Raw genomic sequence first — 17,760 nt, forward strand, 5'->3', positions numbered from 1 at the left:
ACGATTATTTTATAGTTTTAGCTTTCTCAAAACCAAATCATGAAATTTTTAAAGATCTCCCTGATTTTATTTCTCCTGCAACCCCTTGTGTCCCAGGCACAGATCCTGGATCAAAAGAAGAACCTCGAAAAGAGCGAGGGGTATTTTAATTTTTACTACGACAAGAAAGAAGACAAGATTTACCTGGAGGTGGATAAACTGGACACGCAGTTTCTCTATACCCATTTTCTTACAAGTGGATTAGGGTCCAATGATATAGGTCTTGATCGCGGACAGCTGGGAGACGGAGTAGTGGTTGCCTTTAAAAAAGCCGGAAATAAACTCCTCCTTATAGAACCGAATATGACCTATCGCGCAGAGACCGATAACCTGTTGGAAAAAAAGAGTGTGGAGGAAGCTTTTGCAAGATCTGTGCTTTTCGGTTTTGAGATAAAGGAAGAGATTGATGAAGGTACTTACCTGATCGATTTTACTCCCTTTTTAATGGAGGATGCGCACGGTGTAGCCAACCGGCTTTCCAGGGGAGAACATGGGGCCTTCAAAGTAGATGCTTCAAAAAGTGCCCTACTTCCCGAGCAGGCCAAAGCTTTTCCTGAAAATATAGAATTTGAAGTGATGCTGACCTTTAAAGGAGAAGCCAAAAGCGGTGCTTTGCGAAGTGTTTTGCCAAATAGCGAAAACGCCACCGTGGTGCAGCATCATTCGTTCGTAAAGCTTCCGGATGACAACTACGAAAAAAGGCTCTTTGACCCCCGAAGCGGAGCCATATATATTACGTATTACGATTATGCCAGCCCGGTTTATGAACCAATTCAGAAAAGATTTGCGGTAAGGCACAGGCTTCAGAAGAAAGATCCTTCTGCTGCAGTGAGCGAGCCCGTAGAACCTATTATTTATTACCTCGATCCCGGAACTCCGGAGCCGGTGCGGTCTGCCCTGCTCGAAGGCGCCAGCTGGTGGAATCAGGCTTTTGAAAGTATTGGGTACAAAAATGCCTTCCTGGTAAAGATGTTACCCGAAGATGCAGATCCTTTAGACGTGCGCTACAATGTAATTCAATGGGTGCATCGTTCTACCAGGGGCTGGAGTTATGGCGCCAGTGTAGTTGATCCCCGTACCGGTGAGATCATCAAAGGTCATGTGAGCCTTGGAAGTCTTCGTATAAGACAGGATTTCATGATCGCACAGGCGCTGCTGAATAAGCCCTTTTTAGATAATGATGAAAACCACGAACCAATGATGGAGATGGCGCTTGCCAGGATTAGGCAGCTTTCTGCCCATGAAGTGGGGCATACACTGGGATTTGCCCATAATTTTGCGGCCAGTGTGAATGACCGCGCTTCGGTAATGGATTACCCGCATCCGCAGTTCCGTCTTAAAAATGGAGAGATAGACCTTAGCGACGCTTACGATACCGGGATAGGAGAATGGGACAAGGTGACTGTGAAGAACAGCTATGGAGATATTCCAAAAGGCATGTCTCAAAAGGCATTTTTGGATGCTGTTATTTCTGAAGCCACGGCAAAAGGACTTCAGTTCATTACAGATAGTGATGCCCGTGCAGAAGGCGGAGCCCATGTCAATGCGCATCTTTGGGATAACGGGAAAAGTGCTGCGGAAGAGCTCAAGGATGTTTTGAAAATAAGGCAGGTGGCGATCTCGAATTTTTCCGAAGAGAATATCAGGTCAGGAGAGCCTTTTTCGGTACTTGAAGATGTGTTCGTGCCACTGTATTTTCTACATCGATATCAGACGGAAGCAGCTGTAAAACTAGTGGGCGGGTTGAATTATAATTATAGCGTAAAAGGTGGGGAAGAGCCTGCCGTAGAAGTGCTGAATGAGCGGCTTCAAAAAAGGGCTTTTCAGGAGGTGTTGCAAACCCTCAATGCTGAAACTTTGGCTATTTCGGAAGAAAAACTGAGCCTTTTTCCACCACGTGCCTATGGATATCCGCGTAGCAGGGAATCCTTTAAAAGTAATACCGGCGTCACTTTTGACGCTTTTGGAGCTCCTGCAACCGCGAGTGAAATGACACTTTCCCTGTTGCTGAATCCTGAACGCGCTGCCAGGCTGGTACAGCAGCATGCTTTGGATGAGGACCAGTTAGGACTTCGGGCAGTATTGGAAGAAGTGGTAAACAGGACCATAAAAACATCACAGCAAAATGATTATTTACAACAGGTTCAATATGTGATCGCCTACAACGCATTGCAGGAAATACTGGCGCTGGCAGTAAATTCTGATAGCACTCCGCAGGTTAAAGCGGAAACCAATGCTGTTATTTCTGACTTGCATAAGTGGCTGAAAGGACGAAAAAATCCACTTTTCCGGCAGATGGTGCTGGATATAGAACAATTCAGAAGATCTCCCGAAAAATTCAAAAAAGCAGGAAATACCCCAAAAATTCCGGATGGTTCTCCTATTGGAAGCCTTATGTGTGGCGGACTTTAAGTAATTTTGGATTCCAAAAAATAAAGAAAAGAACAACAAATTAGAATGAAAGAAATAGATCTTAAAAGTGACACGGTAACCAAACCTACCAAAGACATGCTCAAAGCAATTATGAGTGCTGAAGTAGGGGATGACGTGTATAAAGAAGATCCTTCGGTCAATGCGCTGGAGGAGAAACTGGCAAAAATGTTCGGGATGGATGAAGCCCTCTTTTTTCCTACCGGAAGTATGGCTAACCAGGCTGCCATAAAATTACATACTCAGCCTGCAGATCAATTGATCTGTGATAAATGGGCGCATGTCTATAATTACGAAGGTGGCGGAGCCTCTTTTAACAGCGGGGTTTCCTGTAAGCTGGTCGACGGGAACCGCGGAATGATCACTGCAGAGCAGGTCGCCGAGAATATCAATCCGCCCGACTTTTACCATAGTCCGCTTACCACGTTGGTGTGCTTAGAGAATACTACCAATAAAGGCGGAGGAGCCTGTTATGATTTCAAGGAGATCAAAAATATCAGAAAAGTTTGTGATGAACATAATCTGGGGCTTCACCTTGACGGAGCAAGGCTTTTTAATGCTTTGGTGGCAAAAAAAGAAGTTCCGAAGCAATATGGGAAAGTATTTGACACAATTTCTGTTTGTCTTTCTAAAGGTTTGGGAACTCCCATGGGATCTGTTCTAATCGGAAAAAAGCACCTCATGAAAAATGCAATGCGGGTGCGAAAAGTGCTTGGTGGAGGAATGCGGCAGGTAGGATTTATGGCTGCCGCCGGTATCTATGCACTGGATCATCATGTAGACCGGTTGGCCGAAGATCACAAAAGAGCATCAGAGATCGCAGAAACTTTGAAATCGCAGGACTACATTAAAGAAGTGGAGCCGGTGGAAACCAACATCGTTATCTTTTATCTGAAAAACCCTAAAGAGGAGGGTGCCTTTTTAAAACAGCTTCAGAAGGAAAAGATCGGGATAAGCAATATGGGGCAGGGGAAATTGAGGATCGTTACTCACCTGGATTATTCCGAAGAAATGCACCAGCGTTTCCAGGAAGTTTTGTGCAATATTAAACTCTAAATAAACAGAGGGCTCAAAAATGACATTTTTGAGCCCTCTTATTTTTTCTTCCGAAGAAGGAATTATTTCAACATATCGTTCATTCCGGGAATATCGGGCATACCTTCCTTGGCTACAGCTGCCAGTTCCCCTTCATTAACTTCCGTAGCCCGATTGATCGCTTTGTTCAGGGTAAGGATCAGGTAATCTTCCAGTTGCTCCTTATCTTCAAGCAGCTCATCGGCAATTTCGATCTTTTTGATCTCCCTTGTAGCGGTAATAGTAACTTTTAAAAGGCCGTCCTGTGAGGATTCATCAATAAGTACAGTTTTAAGGCGTTCTTTAGTTTCTTCAACTTTTTTCTGGGTCTCTTTGATCTTATTCATCATGCCCATCATATCTCCAAACATAGCTGTAGTTTTAAGTGTGTACTGCAAAACTACCAAATTGAACTATACCGTAGAACTTACAACGGGAGTTTTAAGTTTTCTTTATTAGAAATCTTACCTTTGTAGCTGGTTTTAAAATGAGAAAATGAAAGTTGCCGAAGAAGGAATTGTTGCTCCAAAAGCAAAGAAAATACCTGTTAACCTTGAGAAACATGGGGATGTTCGTGTAGATAATTATTTCTGGCTTCGCGAACGGGACAATCCTGAAGTGATGGATTATCTGGGCAGGGAAAATCTTTACAACGAGCAAATGACCGCTCATACCAAAGACCTGCAGGAAGAGCTTTTTCAGGAGGTAAAGAGCAGGATCAAGGAAGATGATTCTTCGGTACCTTATAAACTGAATGGCTACTGGTATATCACCCGCTATGAAAAAGGGAAGGATTACCCCATTTACTCCCGGAAAAAAGAATCCTTAGACGCGCCTGAAGAGATCCTTTTCAATGTCAATGAAATGGCCGAAGGCTATGATTATTACCGCCTTGGCGGGCTTAACGTAAGCCCCGATAATAAACTGGTCTCTTTTGCGGTAGACACCGTAAGTCGTCGACAATATACTATACAGATAAAGAACCTGGAGACAGGGGAGATCTATCCCGAAAAAATTAAAAATACTACCGGAGGTTCCACCTGGGCCAACGACAATAAAACTCTTTTTTACGCCCGTAAAGATGAGGTGACCCTGAGAAGTGATAAGATCTATAAACACAGACTGGGAACCAAAGCGAAAGAAGATGAGGTAGTGTTCTATGAGGAGGACGAAACTTTTCACACCTACGTTTATAAATCGAAATCTGATCGTTACCTCGTAATAGGTTCCAGCAGTACGCTCACTTCGGAATACCGTTTTCTGGATGCCGATGATCCTGATGGTGAATTCAAAGTAGTGCAGCCGAGGATCCGTGGGATGGAGTACAGTATATTCCATTTTGAGGATCATTTTTACATCCTGACAAACTATGGCGGCGCCACAAATTTCAAGTTAATGAAGACTCCTGTGGTTGATCCACAACTCTCCAACTGGACCGATGTTATTCCGCACAGGGAGGAAGTTCTTCTGGAGGATATTGATCTTTTTAAGGAATACCTGGTGGTAAGTGAGCGCAGTGATGGTCTCAACAAGATCAAGGTAATGCGATGGGACGGCCAGGGTTCTTATTTTATTGATTTTGACAACGAAACCTATACTGCTTACACAGGAACCAACCCAGATTTTGACACTGATATTTTAAGGTATACCTATAATTCGCTTACTACCCCTACCCAAGTGGTGGATTTCAATATGCGCACCCGGGAAAAGGATGTGAAGAAAGAACTGGAAATTTTGGGAGGACAATTCAGCAAAGACAATTATACTTCTGAAAGGATCTGGGCTCCGGCACAGGATGGTACCATGATCCCTATGACGCTGGTTCACCGGAAAGGACTAATAAAGGACGGATCAAATCCTGTTCTGCAATATGCCTATGGTTCTTATGGTTCCACCATAGACCCTTATTTCTCTACAGTAAGGTTGAGTCTTCTTGACCGCGGATTCATATTTGTCATTGCTCACATTCGGGGAGGAGAATACCTCGGAAGGGAATGGTACGAGCAGGGAAAGCTTCTTAAAAAGATGAATACCTTCACAGATTTCATTGACTGCTCCAAATTCCTGATTTCCGAAAAATATACTTCTCCACAGCATTTATACGCCAGTGGAGGATCGGCAGGGGGATTGTTGATGGGCGTAATCGCCAATATGGCTCCTCAACTATACAACGGCATCATCGCTTCAGTTCCTTTTGTGGATGTGGTGACCACCATGCTGGATGAGACCATTCCTTTAACTACCGGGGAGTATGATGAGTGGGGAAATCCTAATTCTCCGGAATATTACCATTATATGAAATCCTATTCTCCATATGATAATGTCACCGCTCAGGATTATCCAAACATGCTGGTGACAACCGGCTTACACGATTCACAGGTGCAGTATTGGGAACCTGCCAAATGGGTGGCTAAGCTGCGGGAGTTAAAGACAGACAATAATAAACTACTCTTCCACATCAATATGGAATCTGGTCATGGAGGTGCTTCAGGAAGGTTTGAGGCCTTGAGGGAAGTTGCTGAAGAGTACGCCTTTCTGCTCGATTTGGAAGGTATTACGGAATAATTAAAATATTTGACTTAAATTTGCTTCGTTTTGTAGTTATGTTTTTCAATTCCTCAAAAGCATGATTATTGTAAATAACTTCAATATATGAGAGAAGATTTACAGGTTTTTGATAATGTATTACAACTTGTAGGTAATACCCCTCTAATTCAGTTAAACCGGATCACTCAAGATTTTAAAGGACAATTTTTCGCAAAGGTAGAAGCTTTCAATCCGGGGCATTCTACTAAAGATCGTATTGCTCTTTATATTATAGAAGAAGCCGAAAGAAAAGGCATCTTGAAACCCGGAAGTACTATTATCGAAACCACCTCGGGAAATACCGGCTTTAGCATTGCTATGGTCAGTATCATCAAAGGCTATGAGTGTATACTTGCTGTAAGTTCAAAATCATCTAAGGATAAAATTGATATGCTGCGTTCAATGGGTGCAAAGGTGTATGTTTGCCCTGCCAATGTATCAGCAGATGATCCACGTTCTTACTACCAGGTGGCCAAGAGGATGCATGATGAGATCAAAGGATCTGTTTACATCAACCAATATTTCAACGAACTAAATATTGAAGCACATTACAAATCTACAGGCCCTGAGATCTGGAAACAGACCGAAGGGAATATAACCCATTTGGTTGCCTGCAGCGGGACCGGAGGTACAATTTCCGGAACCGCAAAATTCCTCAAAGAACAGAATCCTGATATACGAATTCTTGGAATTGATGCTTATGGTTCGGTATTGAAAAAGTACCATGAGACCCGGGAATTTGATTCTTCGGAAATCTATCCGTACCGAATTGAAGGTCTTGGAAAAAACCTGATTCCAACAGCCACAGATTTTGAAAGCATTGACAAATTTGTCAAGGTGACCGACGAGGAAAGTGCTCATACCGCAAGACAATTAGCTAAAACTGAAGGTCTTTTTGTTGGTTATACCAGTGGCGCAGCCCTGCAAGGTGTGAAGCAGCTGGCTGAAGAAGGTGAATTTGATGAGAACAGTAAAGTTGTTATTATTTTCCCTGATCATGGCTCTCGTTATATGAGTAAAGTCTATAGTGACGACTGGATGAATGAGCAAGGCTTTTTTGATAGCAAACACGAAAAACTTGCCAATCAGGTCGAGTTTATCAGGTAAGAACTTCTTTTTTACATAATTCCTCCTAATTAAACTTCCCGGCTGATAGTCAGCTATTTGCTGCAGCAGGAGCAGGTATTGTTAAATTATGTCCCAAAGACATGTTTTTCAGTATCTATGACCCCTTTAAAATTATGCAGTTGGCATTTATTTCTTACTTTTGCCAATAGTTAAAAAACTTATAAAATGGCAGACTTATTTGATAAAATATACAAGGATAAAGGGCCACTGGGGAAGTGGGCAGAACAGGCCGAAGGCTATTTTGTATTCCCAAAACTGGAAGGTCCTATTTCCAACAGAATGAAGTTCCAGGGAAAAGAAGTGATCACCTGGAGTATCAATGATTATCTCGGACTTGCCAACCATCCTGAAGTACGTAAAGTAGATGCAGAAGCTGCTGCTGAATATGGATCTGCCTATCCAATGGGCGCCCGTATGATGAGTGGTCATACAGACCTGCATGAAAAGCTGCAGCGGGAACTTGCTTCTTTTGTAAAAAAGGAGGCGGCTTACCTGCTTAACTTCGGTTATCAGGGTATGGTTTCTACGGTTGATGCCCTGGTGTCAAAAAAGGATGTGATAGTATATGACGTTGATGCACATGCCTGTATCATTGATGGAGTACGTTTGCACCTTGGTCAGCGCTTCACTTATAAGCACAATGACCTTGAAAGTATAGAAAAGAACCTGCAACGGGCTCAAAAAATTACTGAGCAGACCGGTGGTGGAATTTTGGTTATTTCTGAAGGAGTCTTCGGAATGAGGGGAGAACAGGGTAAACTGAAAGAGATCGTTGCTCTTAAAGAAAAATATGATTTTAGATTATTCGTGGATGATGCCCACGGTTTCGGAACTCTTGGAGCAACAGGAGCCGGAGCAGGTGAGGAGCAGGGTGTACAAGACGGAATAGATGTTTATTTTGCCACTTTTGCGAAGTCATTGGCAAGTACAGGAGCTTTTATCGCTGCAGATCAGGAGATCATTGATTATCTGAAATACAACCTAAGGTCGCAGATGTTCGCCAAATCCCTGCAAATGCAGTTGGTGGTGGGTGCCCTTAAGCGTTTGGATATGCTGAGAACCATGCCTGAACTGAAAGAAAAGCTTTGGGAAAATGTGAATGCCCTTCAAAACGGACTTAAAGAAAGAGGGTTTGATATTGGGACTACTCAAAGTTGTGTGACACCGGTATATTTAAAAGGAAGTATTCCGGAAGCAATGGCTTTGGTAAAAGATCTTAGAGAAAACCACGGAATTTTCTGTTCCATTGTGGTTTATCCGGTAATCCCGAAAGGTCTGATCCTTCTAAGATTGATCCCAACTGCAACACATACTTTAGAAGATGTGGAGGAAACGCTCAATGCGTTTTCAGCTATCAGGGAGCGGCTTGAGAACGGAACTTATAAAAGGCTGTCTGCAGGAGTCGCTGCAGCTATGGAAAAATAGAAGCTTTAAAAATGATTCTAAAAAATCCCCTTTGCGAAAAAGGGGATTTTTTTTGGTTGTTAAGAAATTTGTTTTATATTTGTACCTACAAATGTTGTAGTAACATAAATGAAAAGTAAAGACACTCATATAGATCCTGAAGTATTGGCCCGAACTGTCGTAATCGAATTGGTGCAGACAGGTACCTGGGTACAGGAACAATTAAGTGAGGTCTTGAAACCTTTTAAAATGTCAATTGCCCAATTCAATGTCCTTAGGATCTTAAGAGGGCAGAAGGGGAAACCCGCTTCTCTGGCCTGTGTGACCGATAAAATGATCCACAAGATGAGCAACACCACGAGATTGGTTGACAAGCTGCTCGAAAAAGGCCTGGTTGAACGTATTACCTGTCCGGAAAATCGCAGAAAGGTCGAGATCACGATCACCAGGGACGGATTAAAACTGTTGGAGAAACTGGATGTTGTGATTGCTCAAAAAGAAGCAGAACTTACTGAAGGGCTTTCTGAAGAGAATGCAACCCAACTGATCGACTTTTTAAAGAAAATGAAAAAGTAAAAAAAATTTAAATAAACATTTGTATATACAATTAAAGTAGTAACAATTAATTTTAAAAATGATGAACATGAAAAAACAGATTTTAAGCGCAGCAGCCCCGGTATTAATTTTCACAACCCTTTCTTTTACCACTATTAAAAAGACGGTAGACGTAGAGGCCAGTAATGTTGAATGGACCGGAAAGAAGATCACAGGTTCTCACACAGGAAACATTGACCTTAAAGAAGGTTTTCTAAGTCTTACAGAAGAAGGAAAATTAATAGGAGGAGAGTTTGTAATGGACATGAATTCTATTGTAGTAACCGATCTTTCCGGAGAGTACAAGACCAAACTAGAAAACCACCTGAATTCTGATGACTTCTTTGGAGTAGCAAATTATTCGACCTCTAAACTGGTTATAACTGATGTGGCTCCAAAAAGTGGAAATACCTATGCGGTGACCGGTGATCTTACCATTAAAGGAAAGACTGAGCCTGTTACCTTTGATATGGTAGTGGAAGAAAATTCAGCTTCGGCTAAAGTAGTAATTGACCGTACGAAATATGGAATCCGTTATGGATCTGGTAGTTTCTTTGACAATCTTGGAGATAACACTATTCATAATAACTTTACTCTTGATGTAAGCCTGAAATTCTAATTAGGACCAGGCTGAAATAAAAAAGAGGTTGCGAAAGCAACCTCTTTTTTTGTTTTATTCCGGAACAATGTTCTATATTTTTTCAGCCTTTAGGCTCACTTCATACGGGAAAGCAAAATTGGTAACATCCTTTCCGGAGAGCCACAAAGCCTGATCGCTGTGATGCAATACCACCGGCATCCGTTTCTTGATATTGTGGATCTCGCTCATAAGCTCATTGGCTTCTGTAGTTACGATACTATAGGAGTTGATCTCTTCACCCGAATCAGGATGTTTCCAGCGGGAGTAGAGACCTGCAAAAGCAAAGATCTCTTCTTCGGTAGAGGTGATCAGGTATTTCTGTTTCTGCCTTCCTTTAGCATCCTGCCACTGCCATTCGTAAAAGCCATTAGCTATGACCAGGCAACGGTTGCTAATGACATTCCTGAAAGTGGGTTTTTCAGCAAGGGTTTCAATTTTGGCGTTCAGAGTGTGCTTTTTAATCTGCTCATTCTTTGCCCAAAAAGGGATCAGGCCCCAATTGTAGAACAAAATTTCTGAAGTGGAAGCATCGGTAATGACAGGCGTGCCCGAAAAATCAAATCCATTGATCTCCTCCTTCGGATCATAGAGATAAGGTTCAACAAAAGTCGCTTCAAAAGCCTTTTCAATGTCGACTATCTTGGCATTTAGTTTGGTTCGGTAACACATCCTGAATTTTTCCTAAAAGGTACTGAATTCTGGAAAGCCTGACGTGAAAAAGAAAAGGGGCCGAAGCCCCTTTTTTAATTTTTTAAACGGTAATCTCCTTATTCTAAGGATTACAATCTTGAACTTCCGCCACAATGGTAACGGTTATTTCTCCACAATCTTCTGTGGTAACAGTATAATCAGTTTGATAGGTACCTACACCTCCTGATGTTTGAAATTGGTCAAGAAGAACCTGAATAGGAGGGGAGTAAGTTCCTGCTGGAAATACTGGAAGCCCTGTTTTATTGGAGATTTGAGCATTAAAATATGCTCTAAATCCTTGCAGGGTGGGATTGTTAATACTAGCCAGGCATACGGTAGAATTTAAATTTCTAGGTATTAAATCACAAGGATCATCTCCTCCTCCCGGAGCACAATCCTGAACCTCTACTAATATATCAACCGAAATTTCACCACAGTCCTCTGTTCCCACAGTATAAGTCGTTAAATAAGATCCAATTCCTCCTGAGGATTCATATTGATCAAGTAAGTCCTGAATTGGAGGGGAATACGTTCCGGCAGGAAAAACAGGGAGGTCAGTTTTATTAAAGATTTGAGCATTATAGTATGCTCTAAATCCTTGCAAAGTAGGATTATTGACATCTTGCAAACACAATGTGGAATTCAAATTTCGGGGAATTAAATCACATGGGTCATCTCCTCCGGAATCACAATCTAAAGTAGAAACCATTGAAGGATCAGAATAATCACTTTTTTGCATACTACCATCTTGGTGGGCTTGTACGATAAACACATATGATTGATCACAGGAAAGAGCTCTATTCCAACTTTCTCCTTCACCGGTGATAAAGTTTTCCAAATGAAATGGGAAAATATCACCCTCGTTGGCTAAAGAATAAGCATCATTAGCGTGGCCATTTAGGAGGACGTGACCCGCCATGCCATTATCCCAGCCAAATTCATCAAATTCTTCTGAAGTCATCCATCGAACCGATAAGCCGCCCGTCGCACCATTTTCTCCAGCAATGATATTTACGGTAAGGCTATTTTCTGATGCATCCCCCTGTTCTAATACAGGTATTCCAAATTGATCATGGGGATTTCCCTGGGACTGCTGAACGGTTGAGTTCAAATTTTCCTCAAGGTTGGGGTCTAAGGGTTCTACACTGCACCCTAACACAAATGCACACATGCACGCAAAGTAGAATAATTTTTTCATAACATTTTTTTTTATAAGTGGTTGTATAGTAGAAAAGTACGAAATGATAAGTCAGATTTTGAGTAGGGCAAATATGTTTTCGTTGATCTGTAAGAATTATCGGTCTTTTACAGACTATTAAGGAAACTTTGACTTTTTTATGAAATACATTAGTAGGAAAATTGTAAAACTAAAAGGGGCCGAGGCCCCTTTTATAATTCATACAACAGGTGGTTAGTTGCAGACTTCTGCTTTTACCATCACCCAGAAATGACCGTCACTATCCTCTAATGTCTGTGTTTTGTCGAAGTCCCCCGGAGCGTTCTTGTCCATAGGTTCATTATCAGAAACATACAAATGAGTTATAGTAACATTATTACCTTCTTCTACAGTAATACTCTGGTCTTCAGAGTTCCAACTTATGGTGACAAATCCACCAAGACCACCATTTTTATGATGTATTTCCCTTTCCTCAGAACCACTCACTTCGTTAAAATCAAATTCATGGGCCCACCCCCAGTTCTTACTGGTACCTATTTCTGAAAAATCTTTATTGCCTATCATGTAACCAGATTCACATGCCGTTTCACAGGGAGCAGTAGAACAAAAGAAAGTCGGAGACCATTCACTTTTCTTTAGTCCGCCACCTTCGTTTTTTGCTCTCACTCTGAAGGCATAGGTCATTCCGCAGGCGAGCGGAGTGCCACATTCGTTTTCCACAATTAATTCTTCCAAAAGGAGCGGGTATTTTCCATTAGAAGCCAAGGCATAACTATTGTTGTTATTAGAGGCAAATCCCTTTTCGCAGAAGGTATCATCCCATGAAACCGGGTCTGTCTCATTAGCTACAAGTTGCCAGTCGAGGTCAAATCCTCCGGCAGCACCACTTGGTCCAGCTATTACTTCGAAAGGAATGCTGTTAGTTGTGGACTCCCCACATGCTAAGGAAGGAACATCAAAAGCATCCTGGCTAACATTCTGAGAATTCAGGTTGCCTTTTGCATCCAAAGAAATTTCATCATTTACATTTTCAGTACTACAACCTGCAAGTGCCAAAAACGCTAAAATTGGTAAGATTTTTTTCATAATTGATTTGGTTTAATTTAGTTAGGACATCTAATGTAATTCAAACCAATGGTTCAGTAAGTGTCTGAAAACCAGTTTTCGATGATAGTGTAGGAAAAATCGACGTAAGAATTAACTGATATAATTCCAGATGCTTTTTTGCTTCACTAATTGGGAATAAGTGAACCTCACCACCTTGTTTTTCTCAAGTTCAAGGTTGGGATCTTCCTTCAGCAACTGGAGAGCGTAGTACCGTGCAGTTTTTAAAATATCGTTGTCTTTGACAATATCAGCAATCTTCAAATTCAGGACTCCACTTTGCTGAGTACCCATAAGATCTCCCGGTCCCCGTAACTTGAGATCCACTTCAGCGATCTCAAATCCGTCCCCCGTACTTGTCATGGTCTCCAACCTCGTTTTGCTGTCTGCCGATAATTTGTGGCCGGTCATCAGGATGCAATAGCTCTGTTCTGCTCCACGACCAACCCGCCCTCGTAATTGATGCAGCTGCGAAAGGCCAAAACGTTCGGCACTTTCTATGATCATGACGCTCGCATTTGGGACATTTACGCCAACTTCAATAACAGTAGTTGCAACCATGATCTGTGTTTCCCCGCGCACGAACCGGTCCATTTCATAATCCTTGTCGGCTGGTTTCATTTGACCATGTACAATCGAGATCTGGTAATCTGGGATTGGAAATTCCCTGGCAATACTTTCATAGCCGTCCATCAGGTCCTTGTAATCCATTTTTTCAGACTCCTGAATAAGAGGGTACACCACGTAAACCTGCCGTCCTTTCCTAATTTCATCTTTGATGAACCTGAAAACTTTCAGTCGGTTGGAGTCATAGCGGTGAACGGTTTTAATATCTTTTCGTCCGGGAGGAAGTTCATCGATCACCGACACATCCAGGTCTCCATAGAGGCTCATGGCCAGCGTGCGAGGGATAGGAGTGGCAGTCATAACAAGGATGTGAGGCGGCAGGTTATTTTTCTTCCAAAGCCTCGCCCGCTGGGCAACTCCAAAACGATGTTGTTCATCGATAATAGCCAGTCCGAGGTTTTTGAACTGAACTTTTTCTTCCAGTAAAGCATGCGTACCTATCAGGAGATGCAGTTCTCCATTCTCCAGGGCCTCATGGATCTCCCGGCGTTCTGAAGTTTTGGTGGAACCGGTGAGCAGTCTTACCTGAATTCCCAGTTCCTGAACAAGTTCACAGATCCCGTTGTAATGTTGTGTGGCTAATATCTCGGTTGGTGCCATAAGGCAAGCCTGGAAACCGTTATCCAGAGCCAACAGAACACTCATAAGTGCGACAATGGTTTTTCCGGAACCCACATCTCCCTGCAATAACCGGTTCATCTGTGCGCCGCTGCCAAGGTCCTGTCGAATTTCTTTGATCACTCTTTTTTGGGCCCCGGTTAGCTCAAAGGGAAGGTGATTCTCGTAAAATTCACTGAAGTGGTTCCCCACAGCCTCAAAAGGAAAACCTTTGATCTTCTTTTTCCGAAGTAGATTCTTCATGAGCAGTTGGATCTGTATAAAGAACAGCTCCTCAAATTTTAGTCTGAACTGTGCTTTGGCCAGTAATTCCTGGCTCTTCGGAAAGTGAGCGTTAAATACTGCTTCCGCTTTTGGCAACAGGTGCAGCTCCTCCCGAAGATACCCGGGAAGGGGATCAAAAAAAGCATTATTGCTTTCCAGGAATAACTGCTGCATGCATTTGCTGAAGACCCGGTTTGTGATCCCAGATTTTGCCAGCTTTTCAGTGGAAGGATAAACCGGTTGCATGGCAGTTCGCAGGTTCTTTTTATAATCTTCTACTAATTCCATTTCCGGATGCGGCATACTGAAAAGTCCGTTGTACCAGTTGGTTTTTCCGAAGATCACGTATGGGGTGTTGATCTTGAGATTCTCCCTTATCCATTTATGCCCGCGGAACCAGACAAGTTCCATTTTTCCGGTTTCGTCAATAAAATCTGCGACCAGGCGTTTTCCCCTTTTTTGCTCCACCATTCTTAGGTGTACGATCTTGCCCACAATTTGAACTTCGGAAGAATTTCTCTCCAGTTGATTGATCTTGTAAAAACGGGTTTTGTCGAGATAACGATTCGGATAGAAGTTCAGCAGATCTCCATAGGTGTGAATCCCGATCTCTTTCCGAAGAATATCAGCGCGGTTGGGGCCAATTCCCTTGAGGTAGTCAATGGGGGTGTTCAGGAGAGTTGGATTCATAGAACGAAGATAAAAAAAAAGGTCATAGGCGGGTCTAAAATGCCAATGATGGAAGGTTTTTCCTACTCATTTTCATTTCTTTTGCCCTGAGTAAGTTATATTTGGAATATGAACCGAATGAAATGCTTTCTTTTTACTCTTCTTCTTTCTGGGATTTTATTGGCCCAGGAAAAGGCTGCAGTTGATTTCACTCACCTGGACGCCCGGCTGCAGATCTTTCCGGAACAGGGAAAAGTTGAAGGTCAATTGCTCTACAGTTTCGATGTGAACCAAGAAACGGATTCAGTTTTTATTGATGCCCGAAAAATGGCATTTCAGGAGGTTCTTCTGAACGGGAAATCTGTCGAATACCTCAATAATGGAAAACAGCTTATTTTGGTGAATAAGCTTCCGAAGTTAAAGAACAACCGGTTGCAGATCTCTTATTCGGCCACTCCCGGGCAGGCAATGTATTTTATCCAAACAGAAACCGACGGGAAAGAACCATCGTATCAGGTCTGGACGCAAGGTCAGGGAAAATACACCTCTAATTGGCTCCCGTCATTTGATGATACCAATGAGAAACTGGAATTTGATCTGCAAGTTGACTACAAAAAGGGTAAAACAGTAGTGGCCAATGGGGAATTGGAGGAAACTGTTCAATTGAATGATTCCGTTGTGCGGTGGAAATACAATATGACTGCTCCCATGAGCAGTTATTTAGTAGCGGTTGCTGCAGGAGATCTTGAAAAGAAAGAATTACAGACAAAGAACGGTACGGAAATGCTGTTTTATTACCCTCCACAATACGAGCAGCGATTCGAACCTACCTACAGGTATAGTGAGGAGATCATGAATTACTTTGAAAAGGAAATCGGGTTGGTTTATCCCTGGAAAAATTACAAACAAGTGCCGGTTAGGGAATTTCTGTATGCCGGAATGGAAAATACGGGTACGACTATTTTTTCTGACAGTTTTTTAGTTGATTCCATTGGATTTAATGATCGCAACTATGTCAATGTGAATGCTCATGAGCTGGCGCATCAGTGGTTTGGTGATCTTGTAACTGCGGAATCGGGAGATCATCACTGGTTGCAGGAGGGGTTCGCAACTTATTATGCCTTGCTTGCCGAAAAAGTGATATTCGGGGATGATTATTATTACTGGAAATTATTCCGAAGTGCTGAAGAACTGAAGGAACTTAGTGATTCGGGTAAAGGAGAATCTCTTCTTGACCCTAATGCGAGTTCTCTTACCTTTTATCAAAAAGGAGCCTGGGCATTGCATATTCTAAAGGAATTAGTGGGAAAAGGCACTTTTGATGAGGCTGTAAAAAATTACCTGGAGAAGAACAAGTTCGGAAATGTAACCACTGCAGATTTTCTGAACGAAGTCGAAAAAGTTTCCGATGTGGATCTGACCGAATTTAAAAAGAACTGGTTACAACAATCAGCTTTTCAGGGAACAGAAGCCCTGGAATCTCTGAAAAGATCTCCTTTTATTATGGATTACCTGGAAATTGCTGCCCTGAAGCAACTACCGCTATCAGAAAAAAAGCAGCTTTTGGAGGGGGCTCTGAATTTTCCGGTGCAGGATTATGTAGGGCAGGAGGTAGTCTACCAATTATCTCTTGAAGATCCTTATGAGGCTTTCAATTTGTACAAAAAAGCTTTTGCCAGTAACAATCTCTATGTGCGGCAGGCAATTGCCTTGAGTTTGCAACAAATACCTCAGGCACTTAAAACTGACTACGAATCATTGCTGAATGATGATTCTTATGTGACTATTCAAGCGGCTTTACTAAATCTATGGATGAATTTTAAGGAAGACCGGCTGGAATACTTGAAAATGACAGAAGGGATCGACGGCTTTTTAGATAAAAATGTCCGCATCGCATGGCTTGCCTTAAGTATGGCAACTCCCGAGATAAGTTCTGCTCAAAAAAAGGAATATTTTCAGGAGTTAAATTCGTACACCGATGGTCATCAAAGGTTTCAGGTAAGACAGAATGCCTTCGATTTTCTGTATCAGTTAGGTGCTTTTACAGATGAGAGCCTTCAAAACCTTCAGCAGGCAACTACGCATCACAATTATCGGTTTCGGGAATATGCAAAAGCAATGCTAAAGACCCTCAAGGAGTCGGGAAGCCTTTCCGAAGCTCAGCTGGAAATGCTCGAAAACTAGACTCCAATCTCTACCAAAGGGCAGTAACTTCTTTTTTGATATATAACAATCCGGTTTCGCTTGGCGGCTGTTGCTCCTGCAAAGATTTCAGAATGTGTTGCCGAAGCTCATCTGCAGTTTCAATGGATTCGTTTTCAGAAACTTTTCTGATCCTCGCGATCGTAGCATTTTTAGATGCTTTGATCACATTCCAGCATTCTTCGCTCAGATAGATCTGTTGTGCCAGGTTGTGTTCGAATTCCTGCTCAATAGTCCGAACTAAAAGAGAGGTGTAGGAATCCTTTTTTGAAGAGGTAGGGCGAATGCGAACCAGCAAATTTCCCGGTGCAATGCGCTCGAGGAACAGGGTCATTCGTTCATAGGCCTGCAGACGTAAGGGTAAAGCCTGTTTTTGATTTTCGCGGTGCAGAAGGAAACGGCGGCGCTGTTCTTCATTTTTGGTGTGCAGGTTGAAAAAGTAAAAGGAGATGATGCCAACTACAACTGCGGGCAATAAATAGAAAACTCCCTGTAAAATATATTCTTCGGTCAT

Annotated in this window: 14 protein-coding genes; 8 read left to right on the forward strand and 6 right to left on the reverse strand. The window is 42.4% G+C overall.

Annotated elements, in window-relative coordinates; genetic code table 11:
* The first annotated feature begins 39 nt into the window (after positions 1-39).
* Both ACNORC_RS10555 and ACNORC_RS10560 read left to right on the forward strand, forming a co-directional pair.
* Complete coding sequence (locus ACNORC_RS10555; RefSeq protein ID WP_418335604.1) at positions 40-2,451, forward strand: zinc-dependent metalloprotease; 2,412 nt, start codon at positions 40-42, stop codon at positions 2,449-2,451.
* 45 nt (positions 2,452-2,496) lie between these two features.
* On the forward strand, positions 2,497-3,525 hold the full coding sequence (locus tag ACNORC_RS10560) for a threonine aldolase family protein (protein ID WP_418335605.1): 1,029 nt from the start codon (positions 2,497-2,499) through the stop codon (positions 3,523-3,525).
* Positions 3,526-3,587: 62 nt separating this feature from the next.
* Here the strand turns inward: ACNORC_RS10560 and ACNORC_RS10565 are convergent, their stop codons facing one another.
* Positions 3,588-3,914: a YbaB/EbfC family nucleoid-associated protein gene (locus tag ACNORC_RS10565; protein ID WP_418335606.1), complete on the reverse strand. Its 327-nt coding sequence runs from the start codon at positions 3,912-3,914 to the stop codon at positions 3,588-3,590.
* Between the two features lie 124 nt (positions 3,915-4,038).
* On the opposite strand from ACNORC_RS10565, the gene ACNORC_RS10570 reads away from it, so the two are divergent.
* The 5 genes from ACNORC_RS10570 (at position 4,039) to ACNORC_RS10590 (ending at position 9,874) form a co-directional block, all read left to right on the forward strand.
* Positions 4,039-6,108, forward strand: a complete 2,070-nt coding sequence (locus tag ACNORC_RS10570; protein WP_418335607.1) for a S9 family peptidase — start codon at positions 4,039-4,041, stop codon at positions 6,106-6,108.
* An 87-nt stretch (positions 6,109-6,195) separates the two neighbouring features.
* On the forward strand, positions 6,196-7,236 hold the full coding sequence (capA, locus tag ACNORC_RS10575) for a cysteate synthase (RefSeq protein WP_418335608.1): 1,041 nt from the start codon (positions 6,196-6,198) through the stop codon (positions 7,234-7,236).
* Between the two features lie 186 nt (positions 7,237-7,422).
* On the forward strand, positions 7,423-8,682 hold the full coding sequence (gene capB, locus ACNORC_RS10580; protein WP_418335609.1) for a cysteate-C-fatty acyltransferase: 1,260 nt from the start codon (positions 7,423-7,425) through the stop codon (positions 8,680-8,682).
* Positions 8,683-8,790: 108 nt separating this feature from the next.
* Complete coding sequence (locus ACNORC_RS10585; RefSeq protein WP_418335610.1) at positions 8,791-9,237, forward strand: MarR family winged helix-turn-helix transcriptional regulator; 447 nt, start codon at positions 8,791-8,793, stop codon at positions 9,235-9,237.
* Positions 9,238-9,304: 67 nt separating this feature from the next.
* A complete protein-coding gene (locus ACNORC_RS10590; RefSeq protein ID WP_418335611.1) occupies positions 9,305-9,874 on the forward strand; it encodes a YceI family protein in 570 nt (189 codons plus the stop codon).
* 72 nt (positions 9,875-9,946) lie between these two features.
* On the opposite strand, the gene ACNORC_RS10595 is transcribed toward ACNORC_RS10590, so the two are convergent.
* From ACNORC_RS10595 to recG, 4 genes are all read right to left on the reverse strand, one after another.
* Positions 9,947-10,564 (reverse strand): SOS response-associated peptidase, encoded by a 618-nt coding sequence (locus ACNORC_RS10595; protein ID WP_418335612.1) that lies wholly within the window; start codon positions 10,562-10,564, stop codon positions 9,947-9,949.
* Positions 10,565-10,667: 103 nt separating this feature from the next.
* A complete protein-coding gene (locus ACNORC_RS10600; RefSeq protein ID WP_418335613.1) occupies positions 10,668-11,783 on the reverse strand; it encodes a hypothetical protein in 1,116 nt (371 codons plus the stop codon).
* Between the two features lie 213 nt (positions 11,784-11,996).
* The gene (locus ACNORC_RS10605; protein ID WP_418335614.1) at positions 11,997-12,848 is read right to left on the reverse strand and encodes a hypothetical protein; all 852 of its coding nucleotides are present in this window, start codon (positions 12,846-12,848) and stop codon (positions 11,997-11,999) included.
* Between the two features lie 111 nt (positions 12,849-12,959).
* Positions 12,960-15,065: an ATP-dependent DNA helicase RecG gene (gene recG / locus ACNORC_RS10610; protein ID WP_418335615.1), complete on the reverse strand. Its 2,106-nt coding sequence runs from the start codon at positions 15,063-15,065 to the stop codon at positions 12,960-12,962.
* Positions 15,066-15,182: 117 nt separating this feature from the next.
* Between recG and ACNORC_RS10615 the strand changes: the two genes are divergently transcribed.
* Positions 15,183-17,228 (forward strand): M1 family metallopeptidase, encoded by a 2,046-nt coding sequence (locus tag ACNORC_RS10615; protein WP_418335616.1) that lies wholly within the window; start codon positions 15,183-15,185, stop codon positions 17,226-17,228.
* A 10-nt stretch (positions 17,229-17,238) separates the two neighbouring features.
* Here ACNORC_RS10615 and ACNORC_RS10620 read toward each other — a convergent pair whose 3' ends face one another.
* Positions 17,239-17,760 carry a DUF7935 family protein gene (locus tag ACNORC_RS10620; RefSeq protein ID WP_418335617.1) on the reverse strand — a complete coding sequence of 174 codons (522 nt, stop codon included), beginning with the start codon at positions 17,758-17,760 and terminating at the stop codon, positions 17,239-17,241.

It is taken from the genome of Salinimicrobium soli (assembly GCF_048323655.1).
Classification (GTDB): Bacteria; Bacteroidota; Bacteroidia; order Flavobacteriales; family Flavobacteriaceae; genus Salinimicrobium; species Salinimicrobium soli.

What these genes read in the sequence shown, in the direction of transcription:
- ACNORC_RS10555 (WP_418335604.1), top strand. Translation starts at nt 40, where the DNA reads ATGAAATTTTTAAAGATCTCCCTGATTTTATTTCTCCTGCAACCCCTT.
- ACNORC_RS10560 (WP_418335605.1), top strand. Translation starts at nt 2,497, where the DNA reads ATGAAAGAAATAGATCTTAAAAGTGACACGGTAACCAAACCTACCAAA.
- ACNORC_RS10565 (WP_418335606.1), bottom strand. Translation starts at nt 3,914, where the DNA reads ATGTTTGGAGATATGATGGGCATGATGAATAAGATCAAAGAGACCCAG.
- ACNORC_RS10570 (WP_418335607.1), top strand. Translation starts at nt 4,039, where the DNA reads ATGAAAGTTGCCGAAGAAGGAATTGTTGCTCCAAAAGCAAAGAAAATA.
- capA (WP_418335608.1), top strand. Translation starts at nt 6,196, where the DNA reads ATGAGAGAAGATTTACAGGTTTTTGATAATGTATTACAACTTGTAGGT.
- capB (WP_418335609.1), top strand. Translation starts at nt 7,423, where the DNA reads ATGGCAGACTTATTTGATAAAATATACAAGGATAAAGGGCCACTGGGG.
- ACNORC_RS10585 (WP_418335610.1), top strand. Translation starts at nt 8,791, where the DNA reads ATGAAAAGTAAAGACACTCATATAGATCCTGAAGTATTGGCCCGAACT.
- ACNORC_RS10590 (WP_418335611.1), top strand. Translation starts at nt 9,305, where the DNA reads ATGAAAAAACAGATTTTAAGCGCAGCAGCCCCGGTATTAATTTTCACA.
- ACNORC_RS10595 (WP_418335612.1), bottom strand. Translation starts at nt 10,564, where the DNA reads ATGTGTTACCGAACCAAACTAAATGCCAAGATAGTCGACATTGAAAAG.
- ACNORC_RS10600 (WP_418335613.1), bottom strand. Translation starts at nt 11,783, where the DNA reads ATGAAAAAATTATTCTACTTTGCGTGCATGTGTGCATTTGTGTTAGGG.
- ACNORC_RS10605 (WP_418335614.1), bottom strand. Translation starts at nt 12,848, where the DNA reads ATGAAAAAAATCTTACCAATTTTAGCGTTTTTGGCACTTGCAGGTTGT.
- recG (WP_418335615.1), bottom strand. Translation starts at nt 15,065, where the DNA reads ATGAATCCAACTCTCCTGAACACCCCCATTGACTACCTCAAGGGAATT.
- ACNORC_RS10615 (WP_418335616.1), top strand. Translation starts at nt 15,183, where the DNA reads ATGAAATGCTTTCTTTTTACTCTTCTTCTTTCTGGGATTTTATTGGCC.
- ACNORC_RS10620 (WP_418335617.1), bottom strand. Translation starts at nt 17,760, where the DNA reads ATGACCGAAGAATATATTTTACAGGGAGTTTTCTATTTATTGCCCGCA.